The organism is Enterobacter sp. AC1 (genome assembly GCF_050434705.1).
In the GTDB taxonomy this organism is placed as follows: domain Bacteria; phylum Pseudomonadota; class Gammaproteobacteria; order Enterobacterales; family Enterobacteriaceae; genus Enterobacter; species Enterobacter cloacae_L.
The window spans coordinates 149,966-169,237 of sequence record NZ_JBNDIZ010000007.1 but is presented as its reverse complement, the minus strand read 5'-3'; the positions used below and the strand labels follow the sequence as shown (position 1 = coordinate 169,237).

The following is a 19,272-nucleotide window of genomic DNA, read 5'->3' as shown; positions in this document are numbered from 1 at the left end:
TTTTATGTTTTCACCCTCTCCCTGTGGGAGAGGGTTGGGGTGAGGGCATCAGGCTGCACGCCTGTTTCACCACTCCCACAACGTTGATGGAGTGATCACCGCCGGCAACGGCACATCCCATTTCTCCACCGGCAATGCCTCCACGCCCTGACAATCATGCGCGTAACCCACCGGCTGTAGCCCGTACTGCTGCCAGTTTTGCAGCGTCCTGTCGTAAAAACCGCCGCCCATTCCAAGGCGCTGACCCTGCTCATCAAACGCCACCAGCGGCGTGACCAGCACATCCAGCTCTGCCAGCGGGAGCACGTCGCGCACGTCGAGTTTCGGTTCGGTGATTTTCAGACGGTTCACCACCAGCTCGCTGTGCGGGTGATAGTGCAGGAAAAGCAGATTACCTTCGCTGAACGGATGCAGCACCGGCAGATAAACCTTCTTCCCCGCGCGCCAGAGCTGCTCGATGAGCGGTTGGGTATCCAGTTCGCCGTCAAACGAGAGAAACAGGGCAACAGTATGCGCCATAACGACAGGGGGATACGCCATCATACGGGCGGCAGCCTGCTGAGCAAAATGCGCTTGCTGATCGGAGGTTAACGCACGGCGACGTTGACGGATTAACTGACGGATGTCCTGGCGTGAAGCGGAAACTTCAGGAAGTTGAGTCATGGTAGTCGGTAGAAGAAAAGAGAGGGAATCTCCGAGATGCCGCCGCAGGCTGTAACCCTTGAACCCTTGGTTCAAGGTGAATGTGTCGTCATAGTTTTAAGGCTTCTCGGACGGACCGAGCATGCTCACCAACCATGGAGCGCCACATTCTTGTGGTATGAAATATCGGCTCAGGGGACTGGCCCGCTTGCGAACATCTCAGAGAAATTTTGTCTTCACAGTTACTCTACCATAGTCAACTGAGAAGTGTTATTCAAACTTTGGTCCCGGTCTTTCGGGAGTGCGACCTTGATCAAGCAATGCCTGTTCAATGGTCTGCTGGAGCATTTTAATGCGTTGCTCCATGCTTGCCGCGTAGTCGCGGGTCTTCGCTTTTTCCTGAGTCAGTTCATAGCTGATGTTCAACGCGGCGATGAAAACCAGCTGCTCAGTATTTGTGACTCTAGTGCGTTCTTTTAGATCTTGCAACCGCTGATTCAAATCGTCCGCTGCCTGATTCAAAGCATCCCTTTGTTCAGGCGGACAATTCACTCGCAGTGAACGGCCAAAAATCTGGAGATCGACGGGTTGTGCAGACATGCCACCTTCCTGCTGATTGACTGCGCTGCCTTCGCTTACTGCCCCGGGGGCTGCGAAGGGGCGACACTATAGCTACCCTGATGTGAAGATACAAGCCCTTTTCTGGTATCACCAGGGTCCAAAGTGGTAGCATATCATGAATATCCCCCCAATGATGACGAATGCGCATGTCTATACAGAACGAAATGCCTGGTTACAAGGATTTAAACCAGTTACTGAACCAGCAGGGAATCGGTTTAACCTCTGCCGAAATGCACGGTCTGATCAGTGGCATGCTGTGTGGCGGAAACAGCGACAGCTCATGGCAGCCGCTGATCCACGACCTCACGAATGAAGGGCTGGCGTTTGGTCACGAGCTGGCGGAAGCGCTGCGTAAAATGCACGCCGCCATCAGCGATTCGCTGGAAGACGATGGCTTTCTTTTTCAGCTTTATCTGCCTGAAGGCGACGACGTCAGCGTGTTCGATCGCGCCGATGCGCTGGCGGGTTGGGTAAACCACTATCTGCTGGGTCTGGGCGTCACGCAGCCTAAACTGGATAAAGTGACCGGCGAAGCGGGTGAAGCGATCGACGATCTGCGCAACATTGCCCAGCTTGGCTACGATGAAGACGAAGACCAGGAAGAGCTGGAAATGTCCCTCGAGGAGATTATCGAGTACGTGCGCGTGGCGGCTCTGCTGTGCCACGACAACTTTACGCGCTCGCAGCCGACCGCGCCGGAAGTCCGCAAGCCAACCTTACATTAAGAAAAATAACGCACAGGAGGGTGTCATGGTTATCTCGAGTCAAGAGTATTCGCGCCGCCGTCAGGCGCTGCTGGCGAAAATGCAGCCGGGCAGCGCGGCGCTGATTTTTGCTGCGCCCGAAGTGACGCGCAGCGCCGACAGCGAATATCCCTATCGCCAGAGCAGCGATTTCTGGTACTTCACCGGTTTTAACGAGCCGGAAGCGGTACTGGTGCTGATTAAGAGCAATGACACCCACAACCACAGCGTGATATTCAACCGCGTGCGCGATCTGACCGCCGAAATCTGGTTTGGTCGCCGCCTGGGCCAGGAGGCCGCACCGGCGAAGCTGGGCGTTGACCGCGCGCTGGCGTTTAGCGAAATCAACCAGCAGCTCTATCAACTGCTTAACGGCCTAGACGTGCTCTATCACGCGCAGGGCGAATATGCCTACGCCGATGAGATTGTTTTCACCGCGCTGGATAAGCTGCGCAAGGGCTCGCGGCAGAACCTGTCCGCGCCCGCAACCCTCACTGACTGGCGTCCGGTGGTGCATGAGATGCGCCTGTTCAAGTCTGAAGAAGAGCTGAACGTGATGCGCCGTGCGGGCGAAATCAGCGCCCTCGCGCATACTCGCGCCATGGAGAAGTGCCGTCCCGGCATGTTTGAATACCAGCTGGAAGGTGAAATTCACCACGAATTTAACCGCCACGGCGCGCGTTACCCCTCCTACAACACCATTGTCGGCGGCGGGGAAAACGGCTGCATTCTGCACTACACCGAAAACGAAAGTGCGCTGCGCGACGGCGATCTGGTGCTCATCGATGCCGGCTGTGAGTATCAGGGCTATGCGGGGGACATCACCCGCACCTTCCCGGTAAACGGTAAATTCTCACCGGCACAGCGCGCGATTTACGACATCGTCCTGGAATCGCTTGAAACGGCGCTCAGGTTGTACCGCCCGGGTACCTCCATGCAGGAAGTGACCGGCGAAGTGGTGCGCATCATGATTACCGGTCTGGTCAGGCTCGGTATCCTGAAAGGCGATGTGGACACCCTGATTGCTGAAAATGCACATCGACCGTACTTTATGCACGGCCTGAGCCACTGGCTGGGGCTGGACGTGCATGACGTTGGGGCATACGGTACCGACCGCTCGCGCGTGCTGGAGCCGGGCATGGTGTTAACCGTGGAGCCTGGTCTGTATATCGCCCCGGATGCCGACGTACCTGAAGAGTATCGCGGGATTGGCATCCGTATTGAAGACGACATTGTCATTACCGAAAGCGGTAACGAAAACCTGACCGCGAGCGTCGTGAAAAGCGCTGATGATATCGAGGCGCTGATGGCAGCGGCGCGCGCATGAGCGTGATCGTCGTGGGCGGCGGCATGACCGGAGCCACGCTGGCGCTGGCCATTTCGCATTTGACGCAGGGCCAGCTGCCGGTGCACCTGGTGGAAGCCGTTGCGCCAGAGGCGTCAAACCACCCCGGTTTTGATGCCCGCGCCATTGCGCTGGCGCAGGGGACGTGCCAGCAGCTTTCGCGCATTGGTATCTGGCAGGCGATAGCCGACCGTGCCACCGCGATCGGTACCGTTCACGTCAGCGATCGCGGCCATGCTGGCTTTGTCACGCTGGACGCGCAGGATTACCGTATTGATGCCCTGGGTCAGGTCGTTGAGCTACACGACGTAGGATTGCGTCTGTTCCGCCTGCTTCAGGACGCGCCGGGGGTCACGCTGCATTGTCCGGCGCGCGTGGCAAGCGTAAGCCGCAGTGAAGCGTCGGTCAGCGTGACGCTGGAAAACGGCACCGTGCTTGACGGCCAGCTTCTGGTTGCCGCGGACGGCTCGCGCTCGGCGCTCGGTGCCCAGTGTGGCGTAGAGTGGCGTCAGCAGCCTTACGGGCAGGTGGCGGTCATTGCGAACGTCTCTACCGCAGCCGAACACAACGGCCGGGCGTTTGAGCGCTTTACGCAGCACGGTCCGCTGGCGATGCTGCCGATGTCGGACGGGCGCTGCTCGCTGGTCTGGTGCCACCCGGAGGATAGGGCTGAAGAGGTCAAGACCTGGTCAGACGAACGTTTTTGTACCGAACTGCAAAGAGCCTTTGGCTGGCGGCTTGGGCGCATTACCCATGCCGGCAAGCGGGCGGTATACCCGCTTTCGCTGACCACCTCCTCGCAGTCCATCTCCCATCGTCTGGCGCTTGTCGGTAATGCCGCGCAGACGCTGCACCCTATCGCGGGCCAGGGGTTCAACCTTGGGTTACGCGACGTGATGAGTCTGGCGGAAACGCTTTCTCAGGCGTGGGGCGAGCAAAAAGACTGTGGCGCATACCCGGTGCTCAGCCATTACCAGAAGCGCCGCCAGGCGGATAAAGAGGCGACGATTGGCGTCACCGATGGCCTGGTTCATCTGTTTGCCAATCGCTGGGCGCCGCTGGTTGCGGGCCGCAACCTCGGGCTGATGGCGATGGAATTATTCATTCCGGCACGTGACGTGCTGGCGCAGCGGACTCTTGGTTGGGTCGCGCGTTAAGGAGTTATCACCGTGCAAAATGTTGATGTCGCCATTGTTGGCGGCGGTATGGTAGGACTGGCGCTGGCCTGTGGCTTACAGGGCAGCGGCCTGCGCGTGGCGGTGCTGGAGCAAAAGCAGCCTCAGCCCGTAGCCCAGGATGCGCCGCCGGAGCTGCGCGTCTCGGCCATTAATGCAGCCAGCGAAAAGCTGCTGACGCGCCTTGGCGTCTGGTCAGATATCATAGCGCAGCGTGCCAGCTGCTATCACGGCATGGAAGTGTGGGATAAAGACAGCTTTGGTCATATTGCTTTTGATGATGAAAGCATGGGCTATAGCCACCTTGGCCATATTATCGAGAATGCCGTAATTCATCATGTGCTGTGGCAAAAGGCGCAGTCCTGTAGCGATGTCACCCTGATGGCACCTGCGCAGATCCAGCAGGTGGCGTGGGGCGAAAACGAGGCGTTTATCAGCCTGCAAAGCGGCGACATGCTGACCGCGCGTCTGGTGGTGGGGGCTGACGGCGCGAACTCCTGGCTGCGCAACAAGGCGGATATTCCGCTGACTTACTGGGATTATCGTCATCACGCGCTTGTCGCGACGATCCGCACCGAAGAGCCGCACGGCGGCGTGGCGCGGCAGATTTTCCACAACGACGGCATTCTGGCATTCCTGCCGCTTGCCGATCCGCACCTGTGCTCGATTGTCTGGTCGCTGGTGCCGGAAAAAGCCCGGCTGATGCAGGAGGCGACGCCAGAAGCCTTTAATCAGGCGCTGTGCGTGGCGTTTGATAACCGCCTTGGCTTGTGCACGCTCGAAAGCGAGCGGCAGGTGTTCCCGTTAACCGGCCGCTACGCGCGCCAGTTTGCGGCGCACCGGCTTGCGCTGGTGGGAGATGCGGCTCACACCATTCATCCGCTGGCCGGGCAGGGCGTTAACCTTGGCTTTATGGACGCGGCGGAGCTGGTGGAAGAACTGCGTCGCCTGCATCGCGAAGGGAAAGACATCGGTCAGCATCTCTATCTGCGTCGCTACGAACGCAGCCGCAAGCACAGCGCGGCGATGATGCTGGCGGGTATGCAGGGCTTCCGCGAGCTGTTTGCCGGTGCCAATCCGGCAAAAAAACTGCTGCGCGACATCGGCCTCAAGCTTGCCGATACCCTTCCGGGTGTTAAGCCCCAACTGCTTCGCCAGGCAATGGGTCTTAACGACCTGCCGGACTGGCTACGCTAATTTAGACCCCCGTCACACTTTATTTTCCCGGCCTCTAGGCCGGGGAAATTACCTCGTTTGAAATAATCTAATTTCACTGCTTTTTTCGCATTAGATAATCTAATGTCGCGTTTTTCTCTCTACGGAAAATCGGCCCATTTTTCCGCATGAAATATCACCATGTGCTAAATCCTGTTAGCGTGATGTTAATTTTGTGCGGGTTTAATCGCATTTTTACAGTGAATAACTCTGTAGGCTTTTTAGCGTTTTTTGGTCATAAGCTAATGTGATGACCCGTTTTACCTTATGGTTAACCGCCGGTTTCGGTGGTAAGTTCAGGTAAAAGAGAACGTTTGCGTCGGTGCCTGATAACGGGGCCGATACCGGGTTTCACGGTGAATTTTTTCAACGAGGACAAGATGGCTCAACAGACTCCTTTGTACGAACAACACGTGTTATGCGGCGCCCGCATGGTGGACTTCCACGGCTGGATGATGCCGCTGCACTACGGCTCGCAGATTGATGAGCACCACGCGGTGCGCACCGATGCCGGTATGTTCGACGTGTCCCACATGACAATTGTCGATCTGCGCGGCAGCCGCACCCGGGAGTTTTTGCGCTATCTGCTGGCAAACGACGTCGCCAAACTGAAGACGCCGGGTAAAGCGCTCTATACCGGCATGCTGAATGCCTCCGGCGGCGTGATTGACGACCTCATCGTCTATTACTTCACTGAAGACTTCTTCCGCCTCGTTGTAAACTCCGCCACCCGCGAAAAAGACCTCTCCTGGATCACCCAACACGCCGAACCTTACGCCATCGACATCACCGTCCGTGACGATCTGTCGCTGATCGCCGTGCAGGGGCCGAACGCGCAGGCGAAAGCCGCGTCTCTGTTCAACGACGAGCAGCGTAAAGCCACAGAAGGCATGAAGCCGTTCTTCGGGGTGCAGGCGGGCGATCTGTTCATCGCCACCACCGGCTATACCGGTGAAGCGGGCTACGAAATTGCGATGCCAAACGAGAAGGCTGCTGATTTCTGGCGTGCGCTGGTGGAAGCGGGCGTGAAGCCTGCGGGTCTTGGCGCGCGCGATACGCTGCGTCTGGAGGCGGGCATGAACCTCTACGGTCAGGAGATGGATGAGGGTGTTTCACCGCTGGCGGCCAATATGGGCTGGACCATCGCGTGGGAACCGGCTGACCGTGAATTTATTGGCCGTGAAGCGCTGGAGATGCAGCGCGAAAAAGGCACTGAACAGCTGGTGGGCCTGGTGATGACTGAGAAGGGCGTGCTGCGCGGTGAACTGCCTGTACGTTTTACCGATGCCGACGGCAATCACCGCGAAGGCGTGATCACCAGCGGAACCTTCTCCCCGACGCTGGGCTACAGTATTGCACTGGCACGCGTGCCGGCAGGCATTGGCGAAACGGCGGTGGTGCAAATCCGCAACCGTGAAATGCCGGTCAACGTGACCAAACCGATTTTTGTTCGCGCCGGTAAGCCGGTCGCCTAATCATTTTTATCAGGAGAACTTCAATGAGCAATGTGCCAGCAGAACTGAAATACAGCAAAGAACACGAGTGGCTGCGCAAAGAGGCGGACGGCACTTACACCGTAGGGATCACCGAGCACGCACAGGAGCTGCTGGGCGACATGGTGTTTGTTGACCTGCCTGAAGTAGGCGCAACCGTCAGCGCAGGCGACGACTGCGCCGTGGCGGAGTCCGTAAAAGCGGCATCCGACATCTACGCACCGGTAAGCGGTGAAATCGTTGCCGTTAACGACACGCTGAGCGACTCCCCGGAGCTGGTCAACAGCGAGCCGTATGAAGGCGGCTGGATCTTCAAGATCAAAGCCAGCGACGAATCGCAGGTTGCCGCGCTGCTGGATGCGACCGCGTACGAAGCCCTGTTAGAAGACGAGTAAGCCATTATCCCTCTCCCCTTTGGGGAGAGGGTAGGGTGAGGGGAACAGACGACACCCTCACCCCAGCCCTCTCCCTCAGGGAGAGGGAGAAAACACATTCACTGCACGTTTCAGGAACCATCGCTCATGACACAGACTTTAAGCCAGCTTGAAAACCGTGGCGCCTTCATTGAACGTCACATTGGGCCGGATGCTCAGCAACAGCAGGAGATGCTGAAGACGGTTGGCGCGGATTCATTAAACGCACTGATCGGCCAGATTGTGCCAAAAGACATCCAGCTTGCCACACCGCCTCAGGTGGGTGAAGCCACCACGGAATTCGCCGCGCTGGCGGAGCTGAAGGCGATCGCCGGCCTGAACAAGCGCTATAAGTCTTACATTGGCATGGGCTACACCAACGTGCAGTTGCCGCCGGTTATCCTGCGCAACATGCTGGAAAACCCGGGCTGGTATACCGCCTATACCCCGTATCAGCCAGAAGTCTCTCAGGGCCGCCTGGAAGCGCTGCTGAACTTCCAGCAGGTAACGCTGGATTTGACCGGTATGGATATCGCCTCCGCGTCTCTGCTGGATGAAGCAACTGCCGCCGCCGAAGCCATGGCGATGGCAAAACGCGTCAGCAAGCTGAAAAATGCCAACCGCTTCTTCGTGGCGGCGGACGTGCATCCGCAAACGCTGGACGTGGTGCGCACCCGTGCGGAAACCTTCGGCTTTGACGTGATTGTCGACGACGCTGACAAGGTGCTGGATCACCAGGACGTCTTCGGCGTGCTGCTGCAGCAGGTGGGCACCACCGGTGAAGTGCATGATTACAGCGCGCTGATTGCCGAGCTGAAATCCCGTAAAGTGGTTGTCAGCGTTGCTGCCGATTTTATGGCGCTGGTGCTGCTGACGGCGCCAGGCAAACAGGGCGCGGACATTGTCTTCGGCTCTGCGCAGCGCTTCGGCGTACCGATGGGCTACGGCGGCCCGCACGCGGCGTTCTTCGGCGCGAAAGATGAATTCAAACGTTCCATGCCAGGCCGCATCATCGGCGTATCGAAAGATGCCGCCGGTAATACCGCGCTGCGCATGGCGATGCAGACCCGCGAGCAGCATATCCGCCGCGAGAAAGCGAACTCCAACATCTGTACCTCCCAGGTGCTGCTGGCAAACATCGCCAGCCTGTACGCCGTGTTCCACGGCCCGGCTGGCCTGAAGCGCATTGCGACCCGCATCCATCGTCTGGCCGATATCCTGGCCTGCGGTCTGCAGCAGAAAGGCCTTAAGCTGCGCCATGCCCACTACTTTGACACGCTGTGTGTGGATGTGGCGGACAAAGCGGCCGTGCTGGCGCGCGCGAATGCAGCAGAGATCAACCTGCGCAGCGACATCCACAACGCCGTCGGCATTACGCTGGATGAAAGCACCACCCGCGACGATATCCTGAACCTGTTCAGCGTGTTGCTGGGTGACGCGCACGGTCTGGACATTGACGCGCTCGACAAAGAGGTCGCGCTCGACAGCCGCTCCATTCAGGACAGCATGCTGCGTAACGATGCCATCCTGACGCACCCGGTCTTTAATCGCTATCACAGCGAAACCGAGATGATGCGTTACATGCACTCTCTGGAGCGCAAAGATCTGGCGCTGAACCAGGCGATGATCCCGCTGGGCTCCTGCACCATGAAGCTGAACGCTGCGGCAGAGATGATCCCAATCACCTGGCCTGAATTCTCCGAGCTGCACCCGTTCTGCCCGCCAGAGCAGGCGGAAGGTTATCACATGATGATCAACCAGCTTTCCGACTGGCTGGTGAAGCTGACCGGCTATGACGCACTCTGCATGCAGCCGAACTCCGGCGCGCAGGGGGAATACGCGGGCCTGCTGGCGATCCGTCACTATCACGAAAGCCGCAACGAAGGGCATCGCGATATCTGCCTGATCCCAAGCTCCGCGCACGGCACCAACCCGGCCTCTGCCCAGATGGCGGGCATGGAAGTGGTGGTCGTGGCGTGCGATAAGAACGGCAACATCGATTTGGCCGACCTGCGTGCGAAAGCTGAACAGGCGGGCGACAAGCTCTCCTGCATCATGGTGACCTATCCGTCTACCCACGGCGTGTACGAAGAGACCATCCGCGAAGTGTGCGAAGTGGTGCATCAGTTCGGCGGTCAGGTATACCTCGACGGCGCCAACATGAACGCGCAGGTGGGGATTACCTCTCCGGGCTTTATCGGTGCGGACGTGTCGCACCTGAACCTGCACAAAACCTTCTGCATCCCGCACGGCGGTGGCGGCCCGGGCATGGGGCCTATCGGCGTGAAAGCGCACCTGGCACCGTTTGTCCCAGGCCACAGCGTTGTGCAGATCGAAGGCATGCTGACCCGTCAGGGCGCGGTCTCTGCGGCACCGTTCGGCAGCGCCTCTATCCTGCCAATCAGCTGGATGTATATCCGCATGATGGGCGCGGAAGGGCTGAAGCAGGCGAGCCAGGTGGCGATCCTGAATGCCAACTACATTGCGACTCGCCTGAAGTCTGCCTTCCCGGTGCTCTATACCGGCCGCGACGGTCGCGTGGCGCACGAATGCATTCTGGATATTCGTCCGCTGAAAGAGCAGACCGGCATTAGCGAGCTGGATATCGCCAAGCGTCTGATTGACTACGGTTTCCACGCGCCAACCATGTCGTTCCCGGTAGCGGGTACGCTGATGGTGGAGCCAACGGAGTCCGAGAGCAAAGCCGAGCTGGACCGCTTTATCGACGCGATGCTGGCCATCCGCATGGAGATCGATCGCGTGCAGGACGGTGAGTGGACGCTGGAAGATAACCCGCTGGTTAACGCCCCGCACACCCAGCACGAAATGGTGGCAGAGTGGAACCACGGCTATTCCCGCGAGCTGGCGGTCTTCCCGGCAGGCGTGGCAAACAAATACTGGCCGACCGTGAAGCGTCTTGATGACGTGTACGGCGACCGTAACCTGTTCTGCTCCTGCGTGCCGATGAGCGAATACCAGTAATATTGCTGATGTAGTAACGTAGGCCGGGTAAGGCGAAGCCGCCACCCGGCTTTTTTATTGGGAGAAACGAATGGCAATTGCACTGGTCACCGGCGCCAGCCGGGGCATTGGGAAAGCCACCGCGCTGCAGCTGGCGCGCGAAGGCTATACCGTGGCGGTGAACTATCATCACAACATTAAGGCCGCGACCGACGTTATCAAACAGATTGTCGATGCGGGAGGCAAAGCCTTCGCCGTTCGCGCAGACATTAGCGATGAAGCCCAGGTGCTGGCGATGTTTGACAGTATCGATCGTGAAGGCGAGCCGCTTACCGCGCTGGTCAATAATGCGGGGATTCTGTTTGAGCAATCGACTATCGAGAATTTGTCCGCAGAGCGCATTAACCGCGTCCTGTCGACCAACGTCACGGGCTACTTCCTCTGCTGCCGGGAAGCGGTAAAGCGCATGTCCTTTAAACATGGCGGCAAGGGCGGGGCGGTAGTGAACGTCTCGTCAGCGGCGTCCCGCCTGGGCGCGCCGGGTGAATATGTGGATTATGCCGCGTCCAAGGGAGCGGTGGATTCGCTGACAACCGGTTTAGCGCTGGAGGTGGCGGCGCAGGGCATTCGCGTAAACTGCGTGCGACCGGGACTGATTTATACCGACATCCACGCCTCAGGCGGGGAGCCGGGGCGCGTGGATCGCGTGAAATCGCTGCTGCCGATGCAGCGCGGCGGCCAGCCGGAAGAGGTGGCCCAGGCGATTGTCTGGCTGCTGAGCGAGAAGGCGTCGTACGTGACGGGCAGTTTTATTGAGCTAGCGGGTGGGAAGTAAACCCCTCACCCTAACCCTCTCCCCATAGGGGAGAGGGGATCAATCGTTGGCCGGTGCAAGCGCAGCGCCGCCCGGCATTACGGAGTTACAGTTTCTCGCCGTTGCTGGCAATCACGCTCTTATACCATTCGAAGCTTTTCTTGCGCGAACGCGACATGTCGCCCGTACCGTCATCGTGTTTATTCACGTAGATAAAGCCGTAGCGCTTGCTGTACTGACCGGTAGTGAACGACACGCAGTCGATACAGCCCCATGGCGTGTAGCCCATCAGATCCACGCCATCGTGCGTTACGGCTTTGATCATCTCTTCCACGTGGGCACGCAGGTAGTCGATACGATAGTCATCGTTGATGCTGCCGTCCTCTTCGACTTTATCGTAAGCGCCAAAACCGTTTTCAACGATAAACAGCGGCTTCTGGTAACGCTCATACAGTTCGCACAGAGAATAGCGCAGGCCTACCGGATCGATCTGCCAGCCCCAGTCGGACGCCTTCACGTGCGGGTTCGGCACGCTGCCCTCGAAACCGGAAATCGCATCCCCGGAGCCGCCTTCCGCTTTCACTGCGTTGGTCATGTAGTAGCTGAAACCTAAGTAATCGCAGGTGCCTTCGCGCAGGATCTGCTCGTCGTTCGCCTCCATCCTGATGGAGAACCCGCGGCGCTCCCACTCATTCAGGACGTAAGACGGGTAGTAACCCCGCAGCTGGACGTCGGTAAAGACATAGCGCTCGCGCATAGATTCCTGGGCGAACATCACGTCTTCCGGCTTGCAGGAGAATGGATAGAGCGCCACCATGGCCAGCATGCATCCGACTTTCATCTCCGGGTTGATGCGTCGCGCGGCCTTCACCGCCAGGGCGCTGGCCACAAACTGGTGGTGCAGCACCTGATACATGGTCTCTTCCGGATTTTCGTGTTCGGTATAGACCACGCCGGAGCAGCAGTAGCCGAACAGCGGCGCACGCCAGTTACGCTGGTTGTTGATTTCGTTGAAGGTCATCCAGTATTTGACCTTGTTTTTGTAGCGCTCAAAAACCACTTCCGCGAAGCGCACAAAGAAATCGACCACTTTACGGTTGGTCCAGCTGCCGTATTCCTGCACCAGGTGCAGCGGCATTTCGAAGTGGGAGAGGGTGATCACCGGTTCGATGTTGTACTTCAGCAGCTCATCGAACATGTCGTCGTAAAACTTCAGCCCCTCTTCGTTTGGCTGCGTTTCGTCACCGTTCGGGAAGATGCGCGTCCAGGCAATAGAGGTGCGGAAACACCTGAAGCCCATCTCAGCAAATAGCTTGATGTCTTCTTTATAGTGGCCGTGGAAGTCGATGGCCTCATGGTTCGGGTAATATTTACCCGGCACCACGTCCTGCGTGATTTCGCGCGGCACGCCGTGGGCGCCACCGGTCAATACGTCGCAAATGCTGGGCCCTTTACCGCCTTTGTTCCAGCCGCCTTCAACCTGGTGAGCGGCAACGGCGCCACCCCATAAAAAATCTTTTGGTAAGGTCAATTTTTTCATCGCTGCTATTCTCAATAAATGGCTTATTGACATCGAGTCTAGCAAAGCGAAATTAAATGTCACGATATAACAAATTGGGCATAATGTGATTTGTTACACCTAAAAAACAGGGTGTTTTATTCTGTGAGTTTCTTCGCCAGTTTACGCCCGAGAGATTCCAGAATATAGATCACGGGAATTTGCGTGGTAATATCGTAGACGCCCCCAATACGCGTCTGGGGCACATGCCAGGAGAGATTAAAGTCCGCCAGTTTTGCCAGGCGCGAGTGCTCGTGGCTGGTAATGGAGAGCACCTTGCAATGATGCAGGCTGAACTGGCTGGCGAAGCGCAGGATCTCCTCGGTCTCGCCCGAAACCGAGAGCACAATCGCCAGCGCATTTTTCGCCATATCGTTAGTGACCGGGAAATAAGGGTCGTCAATATGATTACTGAATTTGCCAATATTAGAAAAGAAACGTGCGCCATATTTTGCCAGCGAGCCCGATGTGCCCGCGCCGACAAATATAATCCGCTCAGAAGACAATATTATCTCAACCGCCTCATCTAATAATGTATCGAACTCTTCATTGTTAACGCTTTTAAAGAAGCTGATAATTTCACTGGCACCGAAATTAGCCTGCTGGGGCTCATTCTGCTCAAGATAGAGCTTAAAGCGCACGCGAAACTCCGAGTAGCCTTCGCAGTTGAGTTTGCGGCAAAAGCGCAGGATAGTGGTGGTTGAGACGCCCGCCGCATCCGCCAGCTCGCGGATGGTCATGTACATCACTTTGTCACGGTTTTTAATGACATAGTTGTAAACCATCATCTCCAGGTTATTGAGACTGGCAATGGCGGAGTGGGAGAACATGCTCACAGTGGCTAAACTCACTCATCAGACTTTTCTTCAGGGAATAATAACATGCAGTCAAACGACATCACTTTTTTTCAGCGCTTTCAGGACGACATTCTGGCGGGACGTAAAACCATCACTATCCGGGATAAAAGTGAATCCCATTTCAAAACCGGCGATATCCTGCGGGTGGGGCGTTATGAGGATGATGGTTACTTTTGCACCATCGAAGTCACAGGGACGTCGACCGCAACGCTCGCGACATTGACGCAAAAACACGCAGAACAGGAGAACATGACCCTGGATACGCTGAAAAGCGTGATTGCAGAGATCTATCCCGATCAGGACCAGTTTTATGTGATTGATTTTAAACGCCTATAATTTAATTCGAAACGCGCGTTCGCTGAAATTAAAATGTAACTGTCTGATTGTAATTTAGAAATGTTATGTTTAACTTTATTTTAGCTAACAGGTGTTCACTGGAATCATTCTCAGTTAGCATAGTCTTGCGATGAATAATCATCTTTTGTTTTCCCGGAGTTTTGTATGGTGAGCAGACCATTAATCGCACAGGGATATTCGCTGGCTGAGGAAATAGCCAACAGCATCAGCCACGGCATTGGCCTGGTGTTTGGGATTGTCGGTTTAGTGTTATTGCTGGTGCAGGCGGTTGACGCCAATGCCAGCGCGATGGCCATTACCAGCTACAGCCTGTATGGCGGGAGCATGATCCTACTGTTCCTGGCGTCTACGCTGTATCACGCGGTTCCGCATCAGCGGGCCAAGATGTGGCTCAAGAAATTTGACCACTGCGCTATTTATCTTCTTATTGCAGGCACCTACACGCCGTTTCTGCTGGTGGGGCTCAATTCACCGCTCTCGCGTGGCCTGATGATTGTGATCTGGAGCCTGGCGCTGCTGGGGATCCTGTTTAAGCTAACTATCGCACACCGCTTTAAGGTGCTGTCGCTGGTCACCTATCTCACCATGGGCTGGCTGTCGCTGATCGTGGTGTATCAGCTGGCGATTAAACTGGCGATAGGGGGCGTGACGCTTCTGGCCTTAGGCGGCGTGGTGTATTCGCTTGGCGTGATTTTCTACGTCTGCAAGCGTATTCCATACAACCATGCCATCTGGCACGGCTTTGTGCTGGGGGGCAGCGTGTGCCACTTTCTGGCGATTTATTTGTATGTGGGGCAGGTGTAGTTTTTACACCTTGCGGCCTGTTGCCCTCACCCCAACCCTCTCCCACTGGCAGAGGGAGGACACCAAAGGCTTACTCTTCCAGTGAATACGGCAGCGGCTCGATACTCAGCGTATTCGCGTCGTCGCGCACGCGGAACACGCTGTCGGCTTCCATGTCGTTATTCATGACGGCCTGCACCAGAAGACGTCCATCATCCAGCTGTACGGCGGCTAACACGGTGCCGGTACGGCGCCAGTTTTCACCCATCTTCAGCTCTAAATCTTCACCTGCTTCCGGTACGCGGCTGGCGTGGCCCGCGAGCGTCCAAAGCGCGCGCTTGTTAGCCCCGCGGAATTTTGCCCGCGCAACCATCTCCTGGCCGGTGTAGCAGCCTTTTTTAAAGCTGATGCCGCCCAGCGCCTGCAGGTTGGTTGCCTGCGGAATAAACTGCGCGCTGTTTGCGGCGTCAATGACCGGCAAACCCGCTTCGATGTTCAGCGCCAGCCACTGTTGACTGTTGTTGAACTGGGCTTCGCCACGCAGCGCGTCGGTCACGCGTTCGGCAGTGGCGGCATCCGTGACTAGCAGGAAACGCTCCGCCGGGTGTTCAAACCACAGGATGGAGGTCGTACCTTCGCTGACCACCTGCTTTTCTGCATCCGGCAGTTCGCTGAAGAGATTTTTCAATGCTGCACGCGCCTGGAAGCCCGCCACGCCCAGCAGGACATGTTCGTCGTCCGCGGCGATGGTGACTTTGGAAAAGACGGCGTACTTTTTCAGCTCTTTGAGCTGGGCATCACGCAGGCTGCGGCGCTCAATAAAGGCAAAGCCGTCCTGACGGCGGAACAGACGCAGGTTGCTCCACATTTTGCCTTTGGGATCGCAATGCGCGGCCAGCAGGTGCTGGTGTTCGGTCATCTGGCTGACGTCAGCGGTTACCTGGCCCTGCAGGTATTTTTCGGCGTCGGCACCGGCGAGCGTTGCCAGTGCCCAGTCATCAAGAGAAATAAGCGTCAGCGGCAGACGCGCAGAGGCGGCGGGCTGGCGAGGAGAAAATGGTGTAAATGCCATAACGATATCCTGAATTGCTTAACGCTTTGATAATGCCTAATGGTAAAAGAGCCTGCAGGCAATGCAAGCGCTTTCAACACGCCATTTGTGCCATAAACCGGTTATGCGTAGCGCTACGCAAAATAGTGTAATCCGCTGTCTTTGTAGGGATTATTCTGGAAGCCAGCTCGTCGATCGCAATATTCCAGTAAAGAAACGTTCAAAAACACGTTACACTAGCTGGTGTCCCCGTAGAGAAATTAAGAACGCGGAACGGGGTGCCGACTGTGCCAAACGTAATGCAGGAAACTGAACATGGATATTAACAACAAGGCCCGTATTCACTGGGCGTGCCGTCGCGGCATGCGTGAACTTGATATTTCCATTATGCCTTTCTTCGAATATGAGTATGACAGCTTAAGCGATGAGGATAAGCGTCTGTTTGTTCGCCTGCTGGAGTCTGACGACCCGGATTTATTCAACTGGCTGATGAACCACGGCAAACCCGCCGACACCGAGTTGCAACGGATGGTGCAATTAATTCAAACACGGAATCGGGAACGTGGTCCTGTGGCAATCTGATCTTCGCGTCTCGTGGCGCTCGCAGTGGATGTCCTTATTGCTCCACGGCCTGGTTGCGGCCTTAGTGCTACTGATGCCGTGGCCGCTGAGCTATACGCCTCTGTGGCTGCTGTTACTTTCGTTTGTCGTTTTCGACAGCGTACGCAGCCAGCGTCGCATCAATGCCCGTCAGGGAGAGATCAAATTACTGATGAATTCTCGCCTGCGCTGGCAGGGAAAAGAGTGGGATATTGTCGGTATGCCCTGGATGCTTAACTCCGGCATGATGTTGCGGTTACGTAAGGTAGACGGCGGGCGTTGCCAGCATCTCTGGCTGGCGGCTGACAGTATGGATGCTGCCGAGTGGCGAGACCTGCGCCGGATGTTATTGCAACAGACGACGCAGGGGTAATACGCGTTAGCTAAACTTTTCTGCCATTTCGCCGAGAATCTGCTCGCACCAGGTTTGCAGGCGCTCATCGCTGAGGTCGTACTGGTTGGTTTCATCCAGCGCGAGTCCAACAAACAGCTCGCCGTCGGCAATAATCGGTTTTTTACTGGTGAACTCGTAGCCTTCGGTTGGCCAGTAGCCGATGAACGACACCCCTTTGGGCGCCAGTTTGTCGTGCAGCATGCCGAGAGCGTCCAGGAACCATTCCCCGTAACCCAGCTGATCCCCCATGCCGTACATGGCAATGATTTTGCCGTCGAGGTTGAGCGTATCAAGCTGATCCCAGATTGCTTCCCAGTCTTCCTGTATCTCGCCGAAATCCCAGGTCGGGATGCCGAGGATCAACACGTCGTACTGCTCCATCAGCGTGAGCGCGTCATCTTTCAGGTTATGCAACGTCACCAGTTCCGGGCCAATGATGTCGCGAATTTTCTCTGCCGCCATTTCGGTGTAGCAGGTGCTGGAACCATAAAACAGACCAATATTCATCGCGTATCTATCTCAATTCTTGCTTTGACTTTGCGCGTAGTGTACCAGAAACAGGTCGCAATCAGGCATAATGGCCTGACTGCAGAATCAAAGGGGCCGATGTGGAAAAGGATCTCGCACTGATCGAACAGTTTCTCGATGCACTGTGGCTGGAGAAAAATCTGGCTGAGAATACGCTCAGCGCCTACCGTCGCGATCTCACCATGCTGGTGGAGTGGCTTGCGCACAGGGGGTTGTCCCTTGCGAGCGCGCAAAGCGACGATCTGCAGGCGCTGCTCGGGGAACGTATCGCAGGGGGCTACAAAGCCACCAGCTCCGCACGTTTGCTCAGCGCAATGCGTCGCCTGTTCCAGCACCTTTACCGTGAGAAAATTCGCGAAGACGATCCCAGCGCGCTGCTGGCGTCCCCCAAACTCCCGCAGCGGCTGCCGAAAGATCTCAGCGAAGCACAAGTTGAGAGATTATTACAGTCACCGGCTGTTGACCTGCCGCTGGAGTTACGCGATAAAGCCATGCTTGAGCTATTGTATGCTACCGGCTTGCGCGTTTCGGAACTGGTCGGTCTGACGATGAGCGACATCAGCCTGCGTCAGGGCGTGGTGCGCGTCATCGGCAAAGGAAACAAGGAAAGACTGGTACCGCTGGGGGAAGAGGCGGTTTACTGGCTGGAAACGTATCTGGAGCATGGCCGCCCGTGGTTGCTCAACGGGGTGTCTATCGATGTCCTGTTTCCGAGCCAGCGCGCGCAGCAGATGACCCGGCAAACGTTCTGGCATCGCATTAAGCATTACGCCACGCTGGCCGGTATCGACAGTGAAAAGCTGTCGCCGCACGTATTGCGTCATGCCTTCGCGACGCATCTGTTAAACCACGGCGCTGATTTACGCGTGGTGCAGATGCTGCTGGGACACAGCGATCTTTCCACGACGCAAATTTACACCCATGTCGCGACGGAACGCCTGCGGCAGCTACACCAACAGCACCACCCTCGTGCGTGAGTGCCGACGAATTGTAACAGGATCAACTATGAAAAAGTCTTTCGCGCTGTTCACCCTGCTGGCAGCCTCATTTACCGGTTTCGCCCATGCTGACGACGCCGCCATCAAACAGTCGCTGAGCAAGCTTGGCGTCACCGGTAGCGATATTCAGCCTGCGCCGGTTGCCGGCATGAAAACGGTTCTGACCAACAGCGGCGTGCTGTACGTCACCGAAGACGGCAAACACATTATTCAGGGGCCAATGTACGACGTGAGCGGCGCGCAGCCGGTCAACGTCACCAACCAGCTGCTGATGAAAAACCTGAACGCGCTCGAAAAAGAGATGATCGTCTATAAAGCCGCGCAGGAAAAACACGTCATTACCGTTTTCACCGACATCACCTGCGGCTACTGCCACAAGCTGCATGAAGAGATGAAAGACTACAACGCGCTGGGCATTACCGTGCGTTACCTGGCCTTCCCACGCGCGGGCGTGCAGAGCCAGCCGGAGCAGGACATGAAGGCTATCTGGTGTGCAAAAGACCGCAACAAAGCGTTTGATGATGCGATGAACGGCAAAGGGGTTAAACCCGCTTCCTGCGACATTGACATTGCTAACCACTACGCGCTGGGCGTGCAGTTTGGCGTGAGCGGTACGCCTGCGATTGTCCTGAGCAACGGCTATGTTGTTCCGGGGTATCAGGGGCCAAAAGAGATGAAAGAGTTCCTCGACGCGCACCAGAAACAGTTTGGTGGTAAATAATCC

20 protein-coding genes and 1 other RNA gene are annotated in these 19,272 nt (G+C 56.8%); 14 read left to right on the top strand and 7 right to left on the bottom strand.

Annotation, left to right across the window (positions count from 1 at the left end):
- Positions 1-66: 66 nt before the first annotated feature.
- The 3 genes from M2433_RS18975 to zapA all read right to left on the bottom strand — a co-directional run bounded on the left by M2433_RS18975 (position 67) and on the right by zapA (position 1,242).
- Positions 67-663 (bottom strand): 5-formyltetrahydrofolate cyclo-ligase, encoded by a 597-nt coding sequence (locus tag M2433_RS18975; protein WP_429056203.1) that lies wholly within the window; start codon positions 661-663, stop codon positions 67-69.
- Between the two features lie 24 nt (positions 664-687).
- Positions 688-871, bottom strand: a non-coding RNA gene (gene ssrS / locus M2433_RS18970) — 6S RNA.
- Positions 872-912: 41 nt separating this feature from the next.
- A complete protein-coding gene (gene zapA / locus M2433_RS18965) occupies positions 913-1,242 on the bottom strand; it encodes a cell division protein ZapA (RefSeq protein ID WP_014071673.1) in 330 nt (109 codons plus the stop codon).
- A gap of 167 nt (positions 1,243-1,409) precedes the next feature.
- Here zapA and M2433_RS18960 point away from each other — a divergent pair, with 167 nt between their 5' ends.
- The 8 genes from M2433_RS18960 (at position 1,410) to M2433_RS18925 (ending at position 11,443) form a co-directional block, all read left to right on the top strand.
- A complete protein-coding gene (locus tag M2433_RS18960) occupies positions 1,410-1,988 on the top strand; it encodes a YecA family protein (protein ID WP_072250677.1) in 579 nt (192 codons plus the stop codon).
- Positions 1,989-2,019: 31 nt separating this feature from the next.
- Complete coding sequence (pepP, locus tag M2433_RS18955; RefSeq protein ID WP_429056317.1) at positions 2,020-3,333, top strand: Xaa-Pro aminopeptidase; 1,314 nt, start codon at positions 2,020-2,022, stop codon at positions 3,331-3,333.
- The gene (ubiH, locus tag M2433_RS18950) at positions 3,330-4,508 is read left to right on the top strand and encodes a 2-octaprenyl-6-methoxyphenyl hydroxylase (RefSeq protein ID WP_429056200.1); all 1,179 of its coding nucleotides are present in this window, start codon (positions 3,330-3,332) and stop codon (positions 4,506-4,508) included. Before pepP ends, ubiH begins: the two co-directional genes overlap by 4 nt.
- A gap of 12 nt (positions 4,509-4,520) precedes the next feature.
- Positions 4,521-5,723: an FAD-dependent 2-octaprenylphenol hydroxylase gene (ubiI, locus tag M2433_RS18945; protein WP_429056199.1), complete on the top strand. Its 1,203-nt coding sequence runs from the start codon at positions 4,521-4,523 to the stop codon at positions 5,721-5,723.
- A gap of 398 nt (positions 5,724-6,121) precedes the next feature.
- Entirely contained in the window at positions 6,122-7,216 is a 1,095-nt protein-coding gene (gene gcvT, locus M2433_RS18940) for a glycine cleavage system aminomethyltransferase GcvT (RefSeq protein ID WP_063428535.1), read from the top strand.
- Positions 7,217-7,239: 23 nt separating this feature from the next.
- Positions 7,240-7,629, top strand: coding sequence for a glycine cleavage system protein GcvH (gcvH, locus tag M2433_RS18935; protein WP_429056197.1), 390 nt, complete (start codon positions 7,240-7,242; stop codon positions 7,627-7,629).
- 126 nt (positions 7,630-7,755) lie between these two features.
- Complete coding sequence (gene gcvP / locus M2433_RS18930) at positions 7,756-10,629, top strand: aminomethyl-transferring glycine dehydrogenase (protein WP_429056195.1); 2,874 nt, start codon at positions 7,756-7,758, stop codon at positions 10,627-10,629.
- A gap of 70 nt (positions 10,630-10,699) precedes the next feature.
- Positions 10,700-11,443: an SDR family oxidoreductase gene (locus M2433_RS18925; protein WP_059311668.1), complete on the top strand. Its 744-nt coding sequence runs from the start codon at positions 10,700-10,702 to the stop codon at positions 11,441-11,443.
- Positions 11,444-11,528: 85 nt separating this feature from the next.
- Here M2433_RS18925 and M2433_RS18920 read toward each other — a convergent pair whose 3' ends face one another.
- Both M2433_RS18920 and M2433_RS18915 read right to left on the bottom strand, forming a co-directional pair.
- Complete coding sequence (locus M2433_RS18920; protein ID WP_429056194.1) at positions 11,529-12,962, bottom strand: 6-phospho-beta-glucosidase; 1,434 nt, start codon at positions 12,960-12,962, stop codon at positions 11,529-11,531.
- Between the two features lie 116 nt (positions 12,963-13,078).
- Entirely contained in the window at positions 13,079-13,810 is a 732-nt protein-coding gene (locus M2433_RS18915) for a MurR/RpiR family transcriptional regulator (protein ID WP_047347943.1), read from the bottom strand.
- Positions 13,811-13,861: 51 nt separating this feature from the next.
- Between M2433_RS18915 and yqfB the strand changes: the two genes are divergently transcribed.
- Both yqfB and trhA read left to right on the top strand, forming a co-directional pair.
- Positions 13,862-14,173 carry a N(4)-acetylcytidine aminohydrolase gene (gene yqfB, locus M2433_RS18910; RefSeq protein WP_429056192.1) on the top strand — a complete coding sequence of 104 codons (312 nt, stop codon included), beginning with the start codon at positions 13,862-13,864 and terminating at the stop codon, positions 14,171-14,173.
- Between the two features lie 165 nt (positions 14,174-14,338).
- Entirely contained in the window at positions 14,339-14,998 is a 660-nt protein-coding gene (gene trhA / locus M2433_RS18905; protein WP_429056190.1) for a PAQR family membrane homeostasis protein TrhA, read from the top strand.
- 70 nt (positions 14,999-15,068) lie between these two features.
- Here the strand turns inward: trhA and ygfZ are convergent, their stop codons facing one another.
- Positions 15,069-16,049 (bottom strand): tRNA-modifying protein YgfZ, encoded by a 981-nt coding sequence (gene ygfZ / locus M2433_RS18900; protein ID WP_429056189.1) that lies wholly within the window; start codon positions 16,047-16,049, stop codon positions 15,069-15,071.
- Positions 16,050-16,343: 294 nt separating this feature from the next.
- Between ygfZ and sdhE the strand changes: the two genes are divergently transcribed.
- Positions 16,344-16,610 carry an FAD assembly factor SdhE gene (sdhE, locus tag M2433_RS18895; protein ID WP_013098615.1) on the top strand — a complete coding sequence of 89 codons (267 nt, stop codon included), beginning with the start codon at positions 16,344-16,346 and terminating at the stop codon, positions 16,608-16,610.
- The gene (locus M2433_RS18890; RefSeq protein ID WP_429056187.1) at positions 16,591-17,001 is read left to right on the top strand and encodes a protein YgfX; all 411 of its coding nucleotides are present in this window, start codon (positions 16,591-16,593) and stop codon (positions 16,999-17,001) included. The genes sdhE and M2433_RS18890 overlap by 20 nt, the downstream gene beginning before the upstream one ends.
- A 6-nt stretch (positions 17,002-17,007) precedes the next feature.
- Here the strand turns inward: M2433_RS18890 and fldB are convergent, their stop codons facing one another.
- Positions 17,008-17,529 (bottom strand): flavodoxin FldB, encoded by a 522-nt coding sequence (fldB, locus tag M2433_RS18885; RefSeq protein ID WP_429056186.1) that lies wholly within the window; start codon positions 17,527-17,529, stop codon positions 17,008-17,010.
- A gap of 101 nt (positions 17,530-17,630) precedes the next feature.
- Here fldB and xerD point away from each other — a divergent pair, with 101 nt between their 5' ends.
- Together xerD and dsbC are read left to right on the top strand one after the other, a co-directional pair.
- Positions 17,631-18,527, top strand: a complete 897-nt coding sequence (xerD, locus tag M2433_RS18880) for a site-specific tyrosine recombinase XerD (protein WP_047347949.1) — start codon at positions 17,631-17,633, stop codon at positions 18,525-18,527.
- A 28-nt stretch (positions 18,528-18,555) separates the two neighbouring features.
- A complete protein-coding gene (gene dsbC / locus M2433_RS18875; protein WP_429056184.1) occupies positions 18,556-19,269 on the top strand; it encodes a bifunctional protein-disulfide isomerase/oxidoreductase DsbC in 714 nt (237 codons plus the stop codon).
- Positions 19,270-19,272: the final 3 nt, after the last annotated feature.